Annotated in this window: 17 protein-coding genes and 1 other RNA gene; 10 read left to right on the forward strand and 8 right to left on the reverse strand. The window is 35.9% G+C overall.

Annotation, left to right across the window (positions count from 1 at the left end):
- From BMW37_RS03820 to acnB, 4 genes are all read right to left on the reverse strand, one after another.
- Positions 1 to 1,074 carry a SulP family inorganic anion transporter gene (locus BMW37_RS03820; protein ID WP_218139454.1) on the reverse strand — a complete coding sequence of 358 codons (1,074 nt, stop codon included), beginning with the start codon at positions 1,072 to 1,074 and terminating at the stop codon, positions 1 to 3.
- Between the two features lie 285 nt (positions 1,075 to 1,359).
- The gene (locus tag BMW37_RS03825) at positions 1,360 to 1,590 is read right to left on the reverse strand and encodes a DNA polymerase III subunit theta (protein WP_093317937.1); all 231 of its coding nucleotides are present in this window, start codon (positions 1,588 to 1,590) and stop codon (positions 1,360 to 1,362) included.
- A gap of 30 nt (positions 1,591 to 1,620) precedes the next feature.
- Positions 1,621 to 2,238 (reverse strand): GNAT family N-acetyltransferase, encoded by a 618-nt coding sequence (locus tag BMW37_RS03830; protein WP_093317942.1) that lies wholly within the window; start codon positions 2,236 to 2,238, stop codon positions 1,621 to 1,623.
- 70 nt (positions 2,239 to 2,308) lie between these two features.
- Positions 2,309 to 4,906, reverse strand: coding sequence for a bifunctional aconitate hydratase 2/2-methylisocitrate dehydratase (gene acnB / locus BMW37_RS03835; protein WP_093317948.1), 2,598 nt, complete (start codon positions 4,904 to 4,906; stop codon positions 2,309 to 2,311).
- Positions 4,907 to 5,321: 415 nt separating this feature from the next.
- Between acnB and ffs the strand changes: the two genes are divergently transcribed.
- Positions 5,322 to 5,417: signal recognition particle sRNA small type (gene ffs / locus BMW37_RS03840), an RNA gene on the forward strand.
- A gap of 341 nt (positions 5,418 to 5,758) precedes the next feature.
- Here ffs and hha read toward each other — a convergent pair.
- Positions 5,759 to 5,962: a hemolysin expression modulator Hha gene (gene hha / locus BMW37_RS03845; protein WP_093317950.1), complete on the reverse strand. Its 204-nt coding sequence runs from the start codon at positions 5,960 to 5,962 to the stop codon at positions 5,759 to 5,761.
- 168 nt (positions 5,963 to 6,130) lie between these two features.
- Entirely contained in the window at positions 6,131 to 6,535 is a 405-nt protein-coding gene (locus tag BMW37_RS03850) for a hypothetical protein (RefSeq protein WP_093317951.1), read from the reverse strand.
- A 453-nt stretch (positions 6,536 to 6,988) separates the two neighbouring features.
- On the opposite strand from BMW37_RS03850, the gene nrdR reads away from it, so the two are divergent.
- The 8 genes from nrdR (at position 6,989) to folD (ending at position 12,683) form a co-directional block, all read left to right on the forward strand.
- A complete protein-coding gene (nrdR, locus tag BMW37_RS03855) occupies positions 6,989 to 7,438 on the forward strand; it encodes a transcriptional regulator NrdR (protein WP_093317953.1) in 450 nt (149 codons plus the stop codon).
- Between the two features lie 225 nt (positions 7,439 to 7,663).
- Complete coding sequence (locus BMW37_RS03860; RefSeq protein WP_093317954.1) at positions 7,664 to 8,593, forward strand: diaminopimelate dehydrogenase; 930 nt, start codon at positions 7,664 to 7,666, stop codon at positions 8,591 to 8,593.
- Between the two features lie 45 nt (positions 8,594 to 8,638).
- A complete protein-coding gene (locus BMW37_RS03865) occupies positions 8,639 to 9,535 on the forward strand; it encodes an acyl-CoA thioesterase (RefSeq protein ID WP_093317955.1) in 897 nt (298 codons plus the stop codon).
- 40 nt (positions 9,536 to 9,575) lie between these two features.
- Positions 9,576 to 10,151 (forward strand): anthranilate synthase component II, encoded by a 576-nt coding sequence (locus BMW37_RS03870; RefSeq protein WP_093317957.1) that lies wholly within the window; start codon positions 9,576 to 9,578, stop codon positions 10,149 to 10,151.
- A 20-nt stretch (positions 10,152 to 10,171) separates the two neighbouring features.
- Positions 10,172 to 10,534 carry a hypothetical protein gene (locus BMW37_RS03875; protein ID WP_093317958.1) on the forward strand — a complete coding sequence of 121 codons (363 nt, stop codon included), beginning with the start codon at positions 10,172 to 10,174 and terminating at the stop codon, positions 10,532 to 10,534.
- Between the two features lie 91 nt (positions 10,535 to 10,625).
- On the forward strand, positions 10,626 to 10,997 hold the full coding sequence (gene rcsF / locus BMW37_RS03880) for an Rcs stress response system protein RcsF (RefSeq protein ID WP_093317959.1): 372 nt from the start codon (positions 10,626 to 10,628) through the stop codon (positions 10,995 to 10,997).
- The gene (gene tsaA, locus BMW37_RS03885) at positions 10,997 to 11,776 is read left to right on the forward strand and encodes a tRNA (N6-threonylcarbamoyladenosine(37)-N6)-methyltransferase TrmO (RefSeq protein ID WP_093317960.1); all 780 of its coding nucleotides are present in this window, start codon (positions 10,997 to 10,999) and stop codon (positions 11,774 to 11,776) included. Before rcsF ends, tsaA begins: the two co-directional genes overlap by 1 nt.
- 46 nt (positions 11,777 to 11,822) lie before the next feature.
- The gene (folD, locus tag BMW37_RS03890; RefSeq protein ID WP_093317961.1) at positions 11,823 to 12,683 is read left to right on the forward strand and encodes a bifunctional methylenetetrahydrofolate dehydrogenase/methenyltetrahydrofolate cyclohydrolase FolD; all 861 of its coding nucleotides are present in this window, start codon (positions 11,823 to 11,825) and stop codon (positions 12,681 to 12,683) included.
- A 132-nt stretch (positions 12,684 to 12,815) separates the two neighbouring features.
- On the opposite strand, the gene aroG is transcribed toward folD, so the two are convergent.
- Positions 12,816 to 13,874, reverse strand: coding sequence for a 3-deoxy-7-phosphoheptulonate synthase AroG (gene aroG, locus BMW37_RS03895; RefSeq protein ID WP_093317965.1), 1,059 nt, complete (start codon positions 13,872 to 13,874; stop codon positions 12,816 to 12,818).
- 123 nt (positions 13,875 to 13,997) lie between these two features.
- Positions 13,998 to 15,404 carry an NADP-dependent phosphogluconate dehydrogenase gene (gene gndA, locus BMW37_RS03900; RefSeq protein ID WP_093317966.1) on the reverse strand — a complete coding sequence of 469 codons (1,407 nt, stop codon included), beginning with the start codon at positions 15,402 to 15,404 and terminating at the stop codon, positions 13,998 to 14,000.
- Positions 15,405 to 15,882: 478 nt separating this feature from the next.
- Between gndA and BMW37_RS03905 the strand changes: the two genes are divergently transcribed.
- The gene (locus tag BMW37_RS03905; RefSeq protein WP_177168569.1) at positions 15,883 to 16,173 is read left to right on the forward strand and encodes a type II toxin-antitoxin system HicB family antitoxin; all 291 of its coding nucleotides are present in this window, start codon (positions 15,883 to 15,885) and stop codon (positions 16,171 to 16,173) included.
- Positions 16,174 to 16,355: the final 182 nt, after the last annotated feature.

Here is a 16,355-nt window from a genome sequence, read left to right on the forward strand (position 1 = left end):
CTATGCCACTACAAATAATATTGCTGCAAGCGAACTAAGTGGGATGTGAGTTGCAAGTGGAGCCATAAAAACGAGAACGCTCAATAAGAATAAGCCGTGTACGATACCAGCTACTGGACTTGAACCTCCATTTTTAATGTTCGCAGCAGTTCTTGCTATGGCGCCTGTAGCAGCAAAACCTCCAAAAATAGGTGCTAGCATATTGGCGATACCTTGTCCTATTAGTTCTTGATTCGGATGGTGTTTTGATTTCGTCATGTTATCAGCAACTGTCGCTGACAATAATGACTCAATGGCACCGAGCATTGCAATTGCAAAAGCAGGTCCAATTAATGATGTAAAGGTAACAAAGTTAAAGGTAGGTATGATAATCTCGGGTAGTCCTTGTTTAATACCACCAAAACTACTGCCAATTGTCGCAACAGTAGGGAATTGAAACATTGCTTGGAGAGTAGTTGAAATTACCAGTACTAACAACGATGCTGGAAGCCATTTTATTGCTTTAATTTTAGGGATGATTAGTAAAATGGCAAGTGATATCATACCGAAAACAAGTGTCATAGCATCAATGTCGGTAAATTGACTAAACATTGCTGCTAGCTTTTCATGAAAGAATGCTTGTTGTGGGGGAGGAATCCCTAAAAAGGATGGCCATTGACTTATCCAAATCACGACACCAATACCAGCTGTAAAACCCAGTATAACAGGTGTTGGAATGAATTTGATTATTCCACCAAGCCTTAAAAGACCAAATGCAATGAGGATTATGCCAGCCATAAGTGTGGCAATCTGCAATCCTATAATACCATGTTCTGCAGTTATGCCAGCTAAGACAACGATGAATGCTCCAGTAGGACCTGCAATTTGTACTCGACTACCACCTAAAATCGATACAGTCATTCCGGCAACAATGGCCGTATAGATACCTTGCTCTGGTTTAGCACCACTTGCAATTGCAAATGCCATCGCTAAAGGCAATGCGATGATACCGACAACTAGCCCAGCAATCAGATTTTTAATGAAAAATCGTTTTGCGAGAAAGCCTTTTTTATAAGCTTGTACAATCGCTATCATATGACCTCACTCATGATGAGTTGACATACTTCCCAACTTAAAGGAGATGGTTACGGTACACTGGATAAATTTTAAAATAAAGATTGAAACGTTTAAAAGTAAGTAGAAGCAGTATAGCAAGTATCCGTTTTTTATTTTTGATTTAGATAATGTTTTGTATAGTATTCGACATGTTTAATGACAATAAGGCAATCTGTAAAGCGTGTGTGAGTTGGTTTTGAAAAAAGCAGACAATTTCAATTAAGTTATTTTTATCTATTGAAGTTAATTGGCTCGAATGAGAGATTAATCTTCAATAGATTCTAACACGCCAATTGTTTGGCTTAATTGCCTGTAATAGTCTAATCGCTCCATAAAATATGATTGCAACTCTGGGGGTTGGTTTCTAGATACTTCAGCTAGATTAACAAATTGTTGATATTTTTCGTGATAAGCAACAGAAGATGCAGCCATGTCAACTTGTAGTTTTTGCTGTGCAATAGTGTCTAGTTTAGCAAGGTTATGCTCTGTTTTCATAAGTAAACATCCAAAAACAAATAATAATGATTAACGATTTAGCTTGAAAGTAAGATTAACTTTTACTGTAGGCCACTCATGTGCAAGTATGCTGTAAACATGAGTATCACGCAAGACCTTTGTGCCATTAGGCATTAATTGACATTGATGGTTTCTTAATATGCCATCTAACTTTGCACCTAAACGTATAATTGCTTTTTGACTTGTGAAATTCATTGCGTGGGTTCTAAATTCAACCGCATTAGCACCTAGAAATTCAAAGGCATGCTTCAAAAGCAACAGTTTTGCAGTGGTATTTACGTGAGTTTTCTGTGCTGTTTTTGCATACCAAGTATGGCCTATTTCCAATCGATGTTGGTAGATATCGATGTTCATGAAAGTCGTCATTCCTACAATTTTATGACTGAGTTTATCAAAAACGGTAAAGGGGAGCATCGTGCCTTGCTCTTGGAGTGCTAAGCGTCTTTTAATTTCATCAGACATGGTTAGCGCAGAAGGAATAGCTGTGTACCAAAGCTCATCAAGCATGTTTTCATTTGCCACTTTTTCTAATTCTGCTAAATGTAAAAGGCTTAGTGGTATCAGTGAAAGCGTGTCACTTTCTAAAGTGATAGGCAAAATAGCCCAAGGCTTAAGTGCATTAAGCATAGAATTATCCTAAGAAAAAATAGGATTGCAGTTGCAATCCTATTATCAATAACGCATCAAATGCAATAGCTTATAGTTTAGTTTGGAATATCACTGTATTAGCAGGCTCGGTATATTGTGCTAATTCATTGAAGTTCAAATAGCGATAAGTATCATTTGCTGTTTTATCTACGTGAGCCATTGACTCTAGGTATTCGCTAACAGTCGGTAATCTCCCTAAAATAGCGGCAACAGCAGCAAGCTCAGCCGAGGCTAAATAGACGTTTGCATCTTTACCTAAACGGTTAGGGAAGTTTCGCGTAGAAGTAGAAACCACGGATGCACCATCTGCAACACGTGCTTGGTTCCCCATACATAATGAACAGCCTGGCATTTCTAAACGAGCACCACTACGACCAAATTTACTGTAGTAACCTTCTTCTGTAAGCTGAGCTGCATCCATTTTAGTCGGAGGCGCAATCCATAGGCGAGTAGGAATTTGCCCTGCGTGCTGATCTAAAAGTTTACCCGCTGCTCTAAAATGGCCAATGTTGGTCATACAAGAGCCAATAAAGACTTCATCAATTTTATCATTTGCCACAGAGGATAATAATCTTGCATCATCAGGATCATTTGGTGCACATAAAATAGGTTCTTTAATTTCAGATAAATCTATTTCAATGATTTCAGCATATTGCGCATCTTTATCAGCTTCAAGTAAAGTAGGATTATCTAGCCAAGCTTTCATTTCAGTGATTCTGCGTTCAATTGTCCTTCTGTCACCATAACCCTCGGCAATCATCCACTTAAGCATAATCACATTTGAATTTAAGTATTCTATAATAGGTGCTTTATCTAATTTAATTGTACAGCCAGCTGCAGAACGTTCAGCAGATGCATCGGCTAATTCAAATGCTTGCTCTACTTTTAATTCTGGTAAGCCTTCAATTTCTAAGATGCGGCCAGAGAAAATATTTTTTTTGCCTTTTTTCTCAACAGTCAGCAACCCTTTTTGGATAGCATAGTAAGGAATAGCGTGTACAAGATCACGCAGGGTGATGCCAGGTTGCATTTTGCCTTTAAATCTAACAAGAACAGATTCTGGCATATCTAATGGCATAACGCCTGTTGCAGCAGCAAATGCGACTAGACCTGAACCTGCTGGAAAAGAGATTCCTATTGGAAAACGAGTATGAGAATCGCCGCCCGTTCCTACCGTATCAGGTAAAAGCATACGGTTTAGCCATGAGTGAATTATTCCATCACCAGGACGTAATGAAACACCTCCACGGTTCATGATGAAATCTGGTAGGGTATGATGCGTTTCAACATCAACTGGTTTCGGGTAAGCTGCAGTATGGCAAAATGATTGCATTACAAGATCAGCAGAAAAACCTAAGCAAGCGAGATCTTTTAATTCATCTCGTGTCATTGGCCCAGTCGTATCTTGTGAACCAACAGAGGTCATTCTAGGCTCACAGTATTCGCCAGGACGAACACCTTCTACGCCGCAAGCACGACCAACCATTTTTTGTGCAAGTGTAAACCCTTTATCACTTGCAGCAACTACAGCAACTTTACGGAATAAGTCGCTTGGCGCAAGACCAAGAGATTTACGTGCTTTATTGGTTAACCCGCGTCCAATAATCAGCGGGATACGTCCCCCCGCTTGGACTTCATCAATAATGACATCTGTTTTAAGTTCAAAAGTCGCTAAAACAGTATCGGTTCCATGAGTGCAAATTTTCCCTTCATAGGGATAGACATCAATAACATCACCCATATTAAGATTTGAAACATCAACTTCTATTGGCAGTGCTCCAGCATCTTCCATTGTATTAAAAAATATAGGGGCAATTTTACTACCAAGTACGACACTACCAGCACGTTTATTCGGAACATAAGGAATATCATCCCCCATAAACCATAAAACAGAGTTAGTAGCGGACTTTCTTGATGAACCAGTACCGACAACGTCTCCCACATAAGTTAATGGGTAACCTTTTTTGCTGAGTTCTTCGATTTGCTTGATAGGACCAATTGTACCTGGTTCATCAGGATTGATTCCTTCTCTTGGATTTTTAAGCATAGCAAGGGCATGCAATGGGATATCAGGGCGAGACCAAGCATCTTGGGCTGGGGAGAGATCATCGGTATTTGTTTCCCCGGTAACTTTAAAGACTGTTAAGGTGATTTTATCGGCTAATTTAGGTTTTGAAGTAAACCATTGTGCATCTGCCCAGGATTGAATTATTTTTTTTGCATGGATGTTACCAGCTTTTGCTTTATCTTCTACATCATAAAAACTGTCAAACATAAGTAAGGTATGGGATAAAGCATTAACAGCAGTTGGTGCTAGAGTCTCATCATCTAGAGCATCAATGAGTGGGTGAATATTATATCCACCTTGCATAGTTCCAAGTAGTTCAAGTGCTTTGATTTTATCAATCAGGGGAGAAGAAGTCTCACCTTTTACAATTGCAGATAAGAATCCTGCTTTAACATAAGCAGCTTCATCTACTCCTGGTGGAACACGTTCACTTATAAGTTCGACTAAAAATGATTCTTCACCAGCAGGAGGAGATTTTAATAAATTAACTAATTCAGCAACTTGATTGGCGTTTAGTGGCTTGGGGGCAACGCCTTGCGCTTTTCGCTCAGCTACGTGTTGACGGTAGGCTTCTAACATGCATAACTCCTTACTGGTTATTTTTATTGAGATTCATACTGCATTAGCTTAATTACTTGCAATAATCGATTTTTTACACAAAGTATCTTGTATTTGATTCTCAGAGTTAAATGAGAATTAACTTTCAGAGCATAGCAAGAATTAAGCATTTTGTTAATGGTATGTAAGAAATTAAATTGTGATAGAAGTCTTAGTTTTAGCTTCGCTGAGTGCTTCAGTATGTTTTTTAAGCGATTTTTTTGGTTGAGGTTCGAAATGAAATGCAAATTAGATATTTTTTAAACAAATGAAAATAAAATAGTGTTGATTTTCGTCAATTACACTATTAGATTGAGATTGTTACTTGCTATTTAAGTATTGATTAGAGATAATAGCTCACGAGTTACGTTACTGTAATACCCTTCAATGGGGTTTCTATTGGTTCTCTCGCAATACTACTATGTGAACTCGGTCAGGTCCGGAAGGAAGCAGCCGCAGCATGGAACGTATGTGCCGAGATGCGCTGGTAGAGATCCCACCACACTAAACGATACCGCATTAATTTTGCTAATACCTCTGAAAAATTTACTCAATTATCCACTTTTAGTAATATCAGTTTTTATAGATGTTATCTTTCTAAGATAAGTTAGATGCGTAACTATAATTAATATATAAAATGTAGTTGCGTCAAATTATTTATTTAACTAGTTTATCTATAGGAAAAATATTAATAATCAAACTAAGATAATTAGCTATTATAATAAGGCTCCATTTGCAATACTGGATTTAATTCAAAGCTAAGGGGCCTTATATATTAAGTAGATTGTTTTTTTAATATAAACGGCCATATATATCGCCGTTTATAATTATAACTCATTTAACATGTTGCCATACTGTACTAGGAATTTTATCATATAGCTTGTTCATCGTTAGTTCAGCAAGTCTGTGATCTGCAGCTGAATAAAATACCTCTAGTTCTTCTGCAGTTAATTCATACTTGTTTTTCTCTATTACTCTATCTAATGTTTCAATGCTAGTGCATTTTCTTAGTTTAAGTAAGTAATCATGTTTGTTCATACCATCCTCTTTGTATTCTAAAATTCATTTTTTTAATTGGAATATAATATATTAAATTTTAGGTTTAATTATAAAGTTAAGTGTAATAAATATTTGCTAATATTTTGTAACCAACCAGATTACGTGCATAATTAATCTGATTTATAGAATATTTGAATTTTTCTTATATTAAACTTCTTCAATTGTATCTATAGGAACATAATCATTATGGTTAATAATAGTAATGATTAAGATGAATTTTATGTTTTTTAATGGCTCAATCAAGCAAAGTCCATTTTTAATTTTTTGATCAAACTTTACCGCTCTCAGTTCTTCAACAATTTGTTCAAGTTCTTTTGTGAATTTGCATCCATAAGAAATAATTGTTTTATCCTCGTTGTGCTTGATTTGGTAGTTAACCATAAAACGTTGGAAATAGTTGATTGAAAGTTTTAATTTATTTAATTGAATTGAAAATTCTATATATGGTAAATCTTTAAGTTTAACGCAAATTGATTCACATAGGCTAAAGGATTCCTTTACCCAATAAAGCATATAAATGAGGTCTTGTCTTTTGGTTGTAAATTCATCCATAAAATGAAACTTATAATAATTCTGATTTAACGGTTTCTTATAATTATATCGCGTTATAAGTTTATTGGCTGTTTTTACAGCTAATATATTCTAAAATGTACTTTTACCTATAATTGACAAGAAAGTCAATTTATTTCACCATTTTTAATGTAAAGTTAAGAAAATTAGAGACCGCGGTTTTAGAAGGAGCTGTCTTTATGTAAGTCAGTTTTTAATGCACTTGTTTGCTCTCTGAACCAAAAAAAGTAACTCAATACATTACAATCAGACTTATTTATCATTTAACTATTATTCTTAGTACAAAACAATTAAATGGTAAAACCCATAATAAGGTTGGTTGATATAATTAGTGAGTTAGTAAATAAAAATAGGTTGAACATCTATAAAATATTTTATGCAATTGTGTTAAAATAAGAGTAACAAATTCGCTACATTCTTAAATAAGGATATATTATGCATTGTCCATTTTGTAATATGCAAGATACTAAAGTTATCGATTCAAGGCTTGTAGGTGAAGGGTATCAGGTCAGAAGAAGGCGTCAATGCTTAGGCTGCTTAGAGAGGTTTACCACTTTTGAAACTGCGGAGCTTGTTATCCCTCATGTGATTAAAAGAGATAGTAGAAGGGTACCTTTTGATGAAGACAAGCTTAGACGTAGTTTTTTAAAAGCATTGGAAAAACGCCCTGTTAGTGCAGATGATATTGAAATAGAAATCAGTAAAATACTGTCGTTTTTAAGAGCAACAGGTGAACGTGAAATTAGTAGTGAATTAATTGGTAGTCATGTTATGGCTGCATTAAAGCGATTGGATAAAGTTGCTTATATAAGATTTGCTTCTGTTTATTTGAGTTTTGCGAGTATTGAAGAGTTTAGTGAGGAAATTGAAAAGCTTAAGCACTGAGAAATTTAAATGTTCTGTCTATTGTCAAAGTTAAAAAATAGTTATAATAGAAGTGAGACCAGAGCATAATTTATGCTTCAACTAGAGTTGTATACTGAACAACTTCACAAAGGCATTAATCGACAACACTAAAAGGAAAAAGCAGGGTTAGTGTTAAATTTAAATATCGATGAGTTTCAAGGAGAGTAATGACTAATTGATATCGTTAAAATGATAGGAAAAATCATGAGTTCATCAACACAGATTAAAAGTAATGAGAAATGCATTCGAGTTGCCATTATAGGCTTAGGAAATATTGGACAGTTTGCTTTAGAAGCAATTAAACAAACGGATGATATGCAATGTGTTGGTATTGTTAGACGACAGTTAGTCACTACTGAAGAGCAATTAACACTCGGTGTGCCAGTTGTTACAGAGATTGAAGCCTTAGGGCATGTTGATGTTGCATTATTATGTGTTCCTTCTAGAAGCGTAGAGCAGCAAGCAAGTTTTTACTTAGCAAAAGGGATTAATACTGTAGATAGTTTTGATATCCATGAAAATATTCTCTCGTTAAAGTCAACTCTTACTCCTTTTGCTAATGAGCATAATAGCGTTGCAGTTATTGCAGCTGGATGGGATCCTGGTACTGATTCTATATTAAGAGCATTGATGCTAACTATGGCACCTAAAGGAATCACTTATACTAATTTTGGTCCTGGAATGAGTATGGGACATAGTGTTGCTGCTAAAGCAATTGAAGGTGTGAAAGATGCACTATCAATGACGATACCATTAGGTACTGGTATTCATAGAAGAATGGTTTATATTGAACTTGATACGCATGCAGATGAATCAACTGTTATTGCCGCTATTAAGGCAGATACGTATTTTTCAACTTCTGAAACTCACGTTAAAGTTGTTAGATCTATAGCAGAGTTAAAAGATATGGGGCATGGTGTTTCTATGCTACACAAAGGTGTTTCTGGACAGACACATAATCAACAATTTATGTTTGATATGAGAATTAATAATCCAGCTTTAACTTCTCAGGTTATGATAAGTGCAGCAAGAGCCAGTATGAAACAAAAATCAGGGGTTTACACCTTGATTGAAATCCCACCTGTTGATTTTTTAGCGGGTAACAAAGAAGAATGGATAAAAAAATTAGTTTAAATTTAATTTTTGTATGAAACCAACATACCAGAAATAGGGAGTTAGATGAGCCAAACGCTAGCGGAATTAGTCCAAGCCTTATCTATGACTAAATACAGTGAGAATGTTTTTGTCGGTAAGCCTATTGATTTAGGTCTACGCCAACTGTATGGTGGTTTAATTTTTGCTCAAGCTATTAGCGCAGTTATTCAATATGCAGATATGACGCTATCTATTGAAAAACAGCTTCATTACGCGACAGCTTCATTTATCAATGCAGGTCAAGTTGATTCTCCTATTTATTATGAAATAGCCCCTTTAAGGGTAGGTAAAAGTTTTTCAGTAATGGAAGTGAAGGTTATTCAAAATGGTATTCAGTTAATCAGTATGCAGGCCTCTTTCCATATACCAGAACATGGATTTTCGCACCAACAGTCTAAATTAACTGATATTGCTGCACCTGAAACATTAGAGAATGAATTTGAGCTAGCGAAGAAGTTATCTCATCTTATTCCTGAGCCTATAAGAATGCATTGGACAACTGAGCCTGCTTTTGAGGTAAGGCCAGAGGTACCTTTAAATCCTTTTTATGGTAAGCCTGCGCAAGCAATACATAAAGCATGGTTTAAATTAAATGGCCAAGTCTTAAACCTCTCTCCATTTTTGCGCTATGCTCTCATTGCTTATCACTCTGATCATAATTTATTACCAGCTACCCTAAAACCACATGGCAAAGGTTTCTTGGAAAAAGATATGCAGGTCGCAACACTCAATCATGCAATTTGGTTCCATAATGATATTATATTAGATGATTGGCTTGCTTATATTATTACTAGTCCAATTGCGAATAATGCATTAGCCTTGGTAAGGGGTGAGATTTTTGATAGAATGGGGAAATTGATAGCGACGACCCAGCAAGAAGGGTTAATTCGTCAGCATCCTAGAACCAAGAACGTAACCTAAAGTTCAGGCCTAGCCGGTATGATAATTATGATACTAATATATGATACTAATAATTGATAATTTTGATTCATTTACGTATAACTTAGCGCAATACTTTGGTGTTCTTGGTGAAGATATAGATGTTAGGCGAAATAATGCAATTGATATTAAAAGTATTGAGCGTTTATCTCCCACTCATATTGTAATATCACCTGGGCCAAGTACACCTGATAATGCTGGTGTTTCACTCGACGTTATCCATCATTTCGCTGGGAAAATACCAATATTAGGTGTGTGTTTAGGGCACCAAGCTATTGCTCAGGCTATGGGGGCAAAAGTTGTGCGAGCTCGTCATCCTATCCATGGTAAAACCTCTATCATTAAGCATACTAATAGAGGTGTGTTTAGAAATATACCCTCTCCTATGTCAGTGACTCGTTACCATTCGCTGTTAGTAGATAAAAGAACTTTACCTGATTCTTTTGAGCTAACGGCTTGGACTGAAGATGAAAATGGAAAAATAGATGAGATAATGGCAATTAAACACAGAAATTTTGCATTAGAAGGTGTACAATTTCATCCAGAGAGTATTTTAAGTGAGCATGGTCTTTCTTTACTTGCAAACTTTATAAAATAACTAATACAGGGACAAAAATAATGAATGTACTAAGAATAAATCTTAAAATTAAATCTGCCTTAAGCATTTTTGGCCTTGTAATTAGTTTGCTAAGTACTTCTGCGTTTGCTGCCATGCATGAGAATGAAGAGTTAGCTGAATTTAATGCAGCACTCTTATTTTTGAGATATCACTGCAGCGTCCCCCTGACCGATGAACAAACTAAAAAAATTACATTTAGCTATATTTACGATCGTAGAATTGCAACAGATAAAATAGATTTGATTGCACAGCAAGAATTGAATATTGATCGTTATAGGGATTTGACCACAATGGATATAGCCCTAGAGACAAAATGTGCAGGGTTAAAGAAAACTTTTTCATCTGTGCTGAATATAAGTTAATAAAATACTGATTTATTTGGTAGTATCATCTAATTAAAAGACTTTTAGTCTATTAGCGTGTTTTTGTAATGTTTTTATTTAAGGATTTTACATGATAAATTTGCCTAAAGTGGTGCTTATAAGCGCACTTACACTATCGATTGTTTCTTTGACTGCTTGTTCTTTATTTGAAAGAAACCCTCCTGAACCAAAATCTTCGATTGTGCTATTTGACAATCCAGGACAATTAACTGGTATTAGCTATAAATCATTAGGCGATATTTCAGGCGCTGCTTGCCAAGTGAATGCAAGTGACCCTGTCGTCACAGTAAGACAAGCTGAACAACAAATACAACGTCACGCACAAAGGATAGGTGCGAGCGCTGTGCTTGTTCAAAATTGTGAAATTTTACAAGGTACACCAGGATGTGTTCGTCAAACTGTATGCAAAGGAGAAGCCTTAAAATTCGGTGAGTTGAATTAATGTTGGACACAAAATCGATAGGTGTTGATCGTTATGAAATAGTGCCTATTGGACAAATAAATACCCCTTTTAAGCAGAAATTTACGGTACCAAGACAACCGAGATTGATTAACTTAGCAAAAGGGGTGATAACTCTCAATAAGCCTTTTGATGATGTTAATGCAGTTGCTGCATTATCTTCTTTTAGTCATGTTTGGGTGCTTTTTTGGTTTCATCTTAACCCTGATAATAAATCTGCTAGTTCAAATTTGTATAAATGGCAACCTATGGTGAGGCCGCCTCGTTTAGGGGGGAAAGAAAAAGTGGGCGTGTTTGCATCAAGATCTCCTTTTAGACCTAATCCAATCGGTATGTCAGTATTCGAACTAGAATCAGTAGAGTGTATCAATGGACATGTTGAGATTCATGTGAAAGGTGTTGATGTAGTTGATGGTACACCTATTATAGATATTAAGCCCTATATTCCTTTTAGCGATAGCATCAATGAAGCGAAAGGGGCATTTGCACAGTTACCACCTATTTCTCCTTTTACTGTTGAATTCACACCAGAAGCTAATGAGCAACTAGAAAGGCTAGTTTTAGATGCTGGGCAAAGTTTAGAATATAGCTTAGAAGTAAAATCATTTATTGTTGAAATTTTATCTCAAGATCCTAGGCCCGCTTACCATAAACAGAACTCAGAACAGCAACAATATGGAGTAGAGTTACTTGATTATGAGATTAAGTGGGTTCTACAAGATGTATTAGTCACTGTAACAGCTTTTAAGTTGTTAAAATAACTATAAGTTTAATCAGCACTCCCATTTTAACTAGGAAAACATAGACATGACAGCAACCTTAATTAATGGCAAATCCGTCGCTGCAAGCATTAGACAAACAGTAAAAAATAAAGTAGCAATGCGAAAAGAGTCTGGATTACGGATACCCGGTTTGGCCGTAATTTTAGTGGGAAACAATCCTGCCTCGGCGATTTATGTCAATAGTAAAGAAAATGCCTGTAAAGAAGTCGGCTTTCATTCTGAAGCATTCTATCTAGGTGATGAAACATCCGAAGAATCATTATTATCTTTGATTGATAAACTAAATTTAGATTCAACAATTGATGGTATTTTGGTTCAATTACCGCTACCAAAACATATCAATAGCACATTAGTATTAGAACGTATCTTACCTAATAAGGATGTAGATGGATTCCATCCATATAACGTCGGGCGTCTATGCCAGCGTATTCCTAAATTGCGAGCATGTACCCCTAAAGGAATTATGACCCTGCTTCATTCAACCGGTGTTGATATAAGAGGCATGCACGCAGTAATTGTAGGCGCTTCAAATATTGTTGGTAGACCGATGAGTTTAGAGTTATTACTCGCAGGTTGCACTACAACAGTCACTCATAGATTTACCCATGATTTAGGAATATTTGTTTCTCAAGCGGATATCTTAGTAGTAGCGGTAGGTAAGCCTAATTTTATTAAGGCAGAATGGATTAAACCTGGTGCTATTGTGATTGATGTAGGCATTAATCGATTAGAAGATGGTAGGGTTGTAGGGGATATTGAATTTGAAGCAGCAAAAACTAAGGCTCAATTCATTACACCTGTGCCAGGGGGAGTAGGCCCAATGACAGTTGCAAGTTTAATTGAAAATACCCTTGAAGCTTGTGAAGAAAATAGCCTACTAGAATAATCACGCTGTTTTGATTTTAGCGATTTGCATAACTGCTGAATTGGGCGAATTCAAGTCATAAGCACATAGCCCGTTAATAAGATTAAACTCGATGTAAGTAAAGATTTATATCGAGTTTAATTTAAAATGAACTTATTTTTTTCTTCTAATAATTACGGCATCAGCTAGCTGTTGTAAAACTTTTTCAGTATCTTCCCAACCAATACAAGCATCTGTAACACTTTGTCCGTAAACAAGTTCTTTGCCAGCTTCACATTCTTGGCGACCTTCAACTAAATGGCTTTCAATCATAATACCAGTAATGGCACGCTCTCCAGATGCAATTTGACCTGACACATTGTCACATACATCAAGCTGTTTTTTAAATTGTTTTGAGCTGTTTGCATGACTAAAATCTATCATAATATAAGGCGGCAAATTAGCCTTGACTAGTTCTGATTTTACTTGCGCAACATGAGATTCATCATAGTTTGGTGTCTTACCACCACGCAAAATGACATGGCAGTCAGGATTTCCCTTTGTTGTCACAACAGCTGAATGCCCCATTTTAGTGACTGATAAAAAACAATGCGGAGCGCTAGCAGACATGAGAGCATCAACAGCAACTTTGATTGTACCATCCGTGCCATTTTTAAAGCCAACAGGGCATGAAAGGCCGGACGCTAATTCACGGTGGACTTGTGATTCCGTAGTTCTAGCACCAATTGCTCCCCAGCTCATTAAATCAGCAACGAATTGAGGGGTAATCATATCTAAAAACTCACCTGCAGTTGGCATTCCCATAGCGTTGATATCTAATAGTAACTCGCGTCCTATTTGAATACCCTTATTTATTTGGAAACTATTATCCATATATGGATCATTAATCAGTCCTTTCCAGCCTACAGTTGTACGAGGCTTTTCAAAGTATACTCTCATTACGATTTCTAGCTCATTTTTAAACTGATCACGTAATTTTAATAATCTTTGAGCATACTCTTTAGCAGCAGCGACATCATGGATAGAGCATGGCCCAATAACAACTAATAATCTATCATCCTGGCCATGAATAATTTTACTGATAGCTTGCCTGCTTTCTTTGACAAGAGCTGCAACTTTATCATCAGCGGGAAATTTTTCTAATACCTGGTAGGGCGGCAGTAATTCTTCTATTTTTTCCACACGTAAATCATCATTTTTAAATTGTTTCATATTATGTTCAACTATTATTAAGTTTAAAGCTAATAGTAATTAAATTGATAAGGTTTATTTCCCCCTGGTGCTGTATAAAACACAAGGGGCAATGCTTATACAATGTATAAAGCTTAGGTCAATTTATTCCAACCATTCTGTATGAAATACACCTGGTTTATCAATACGCTTATATGTATGCGCACCGAAGAAATCTCTTTGAGCTTGGATTAAATTAGCCGGTAATACCGCAGAACGGTAACTATCGTAATAATTTATCGCAGCAGCAAATGTTGGTGTTGGAATACCATTTTGGACAGCAAATGCAACAACATCACGTAAAGCTTGTTGGTATTCGTCAGCAATATTTTTAAAATAAGGCGCTAGAAATAAATTTGCAAGCTTTGGATTTTGGGCATAAGCATCAGTAATTTTTTGCAAGAATTGAGCGCGAATGATACAGCCGGCTCTAAATATTTTTGCAATTTCACCATAATTTAAGTCCCAATTGTACTCCTCTGAGGCAGCTCTTAATTGGTGAAAACCTTGAGCATAAGAAACAATCTTCCCTAAATACAATGCACGGCGTACTTTCTCAATAAATTGTGCTTTATCACCTGTGAATTCAACAGATGTTGGGCCTGACAGAACTTTTGACGCGTTGACACGCTCTTCTTTCATTGAAGAAATATAGCGAGCAAAAACTGATTCTGTGATTAAAGTCAAAGGAATACCAAGATCAAGTGCACTTTGGCTGGTCCATTTACCTGTGCCTTTATTTGCAGCTTCATCTAAAATAACATCTACTAAGTAATTACCTGCTTCATCTTGTTTACCAAAGATTTGTGAGGTGATTTCTATTAGATAACTACTTAATTCGCCTTGGTTCCACTCAGTAAAAACATTTGCTAAGGTAGGATTATCTAATTTAAGTGCATGTTTTAATAATGCATACGCTTCAGCAATTAATTGCATGTCACCGTACTCAATCCCATTATGCACCATCTTAACGTAATGACCTGCGCCATCAGCTCCGATATAGGTAACACACGCTTCATCACCTACTTTCGCTGCAATTTCTTTAAGAATCGGTGCAACCAATTCATAAGCTTCACGTTGACCACCAGGCATAATTGAAGGCCCCTTCAGAGCACCTTCTTCACCACCAGACACGCCTGTTCCTATAAAATTGAATCCTTGAGCTGATAACTCTTTATTGCGGCGAATAGTATCAACAAAGAATGTATTACCACCATCAATCAAAATGTCACCCTTATCTAAAAAAGGCGTTAATGAAGCGATGGTTTTATCTGTTGCTTCACCTGCTTTTACCATTAGTAAAATGCGGCGAGGAGATTCTAATGAGGCAACGAATTCTTCAGGGGTATAATAAGGGACAAGTTTTTTACCAGGATTTTCAGCAATGACCTCATCAGTTTTATCTGTTGAGCGATTATAAATTGATACGCTGTATCCGCGGCTTTCTATATTCAAGGCTAAGTTACGGCCCATGACAGCCATACCGACAACACCAATTTGTTGTTTAGACATACTATGCTCCTAAGTAAAATGCATTTAACGAATTAAAGTAAAATAGAAATATAAAAACGCGCCTTTTAGTTCGAAGTGGTCTTCAAATCAGCCATAAACTCATAACTAAAATATAGTTTTTGGTTAAAATATACTTTTTAACGCAAAAGCAACTATTTTAATGGCTTTAGCTGGGTAAGTTACACAACGAAAAAGGATGGGTATAGTTTACATCATTTGTGCAAATTTGCACTTGATAGTATTAAAAACATGATTGAAAAATTATAAAATATGACTTGAAAAAGATTAAAAATAGTTTGGATGATAAATTGCTGAATTTACAACAGTGATTTCAAGTATCAAATGTCAGCAACTTATAACTCTAAGAGAAACCAGAAAAGTGCAATCTTTATAATAAGTTATAATTAACGAGAATAAATATCAATATCTAACCAGCTGATGTGTATTTTGGTGAAGCTGGTTCAGCTAGGCGATAAGTGTGCTTGGTTTTTTCTTCGAATTATTGGTAGAGAAAGATGATGATATACTTCAGCCAGGCAATGTATCTGAGCATTTAAAAAATGACTCAGATGGAATATATGAAGATGGTCAGTGGTTAAATATTTCTATAGACAAGTCAATGTATGATGCTAAATTCGAAATAATTAATATTACTTTGCCTCATAGGTTAATTTATCAGATCTTAAATCAAAAGCTGAGTACAAGATTAGGGGGTACCTTCTTTCTAGTGCCGCTAGAAAAGAGTAACAAAAAGCTAACGCTTAATTGAACATGAAAATCATAAGAATCGCTATCAAAGCGGTTTTTTGTACTTGCCATTCAAGTAATCTCGATATCATGCGTAAATCAATGCGAAATTAGTATTTAAATGTTATGAAATACATTGGAAGTTATTGAAAGTGGTGGCATAAATCGAGGTATAAATTAAATCTGTTGCTTATATCTGACATG

This window comes from Thorsellia anophelis DSM 18579 (assembly GCF_900111395.1).
Lineage (GTDB): Bacteria > Pseudomonadota > Gammaproteobacteria > Enterobacterales > Thorselliaceae > Thorsellia > Thorsellia anophelis.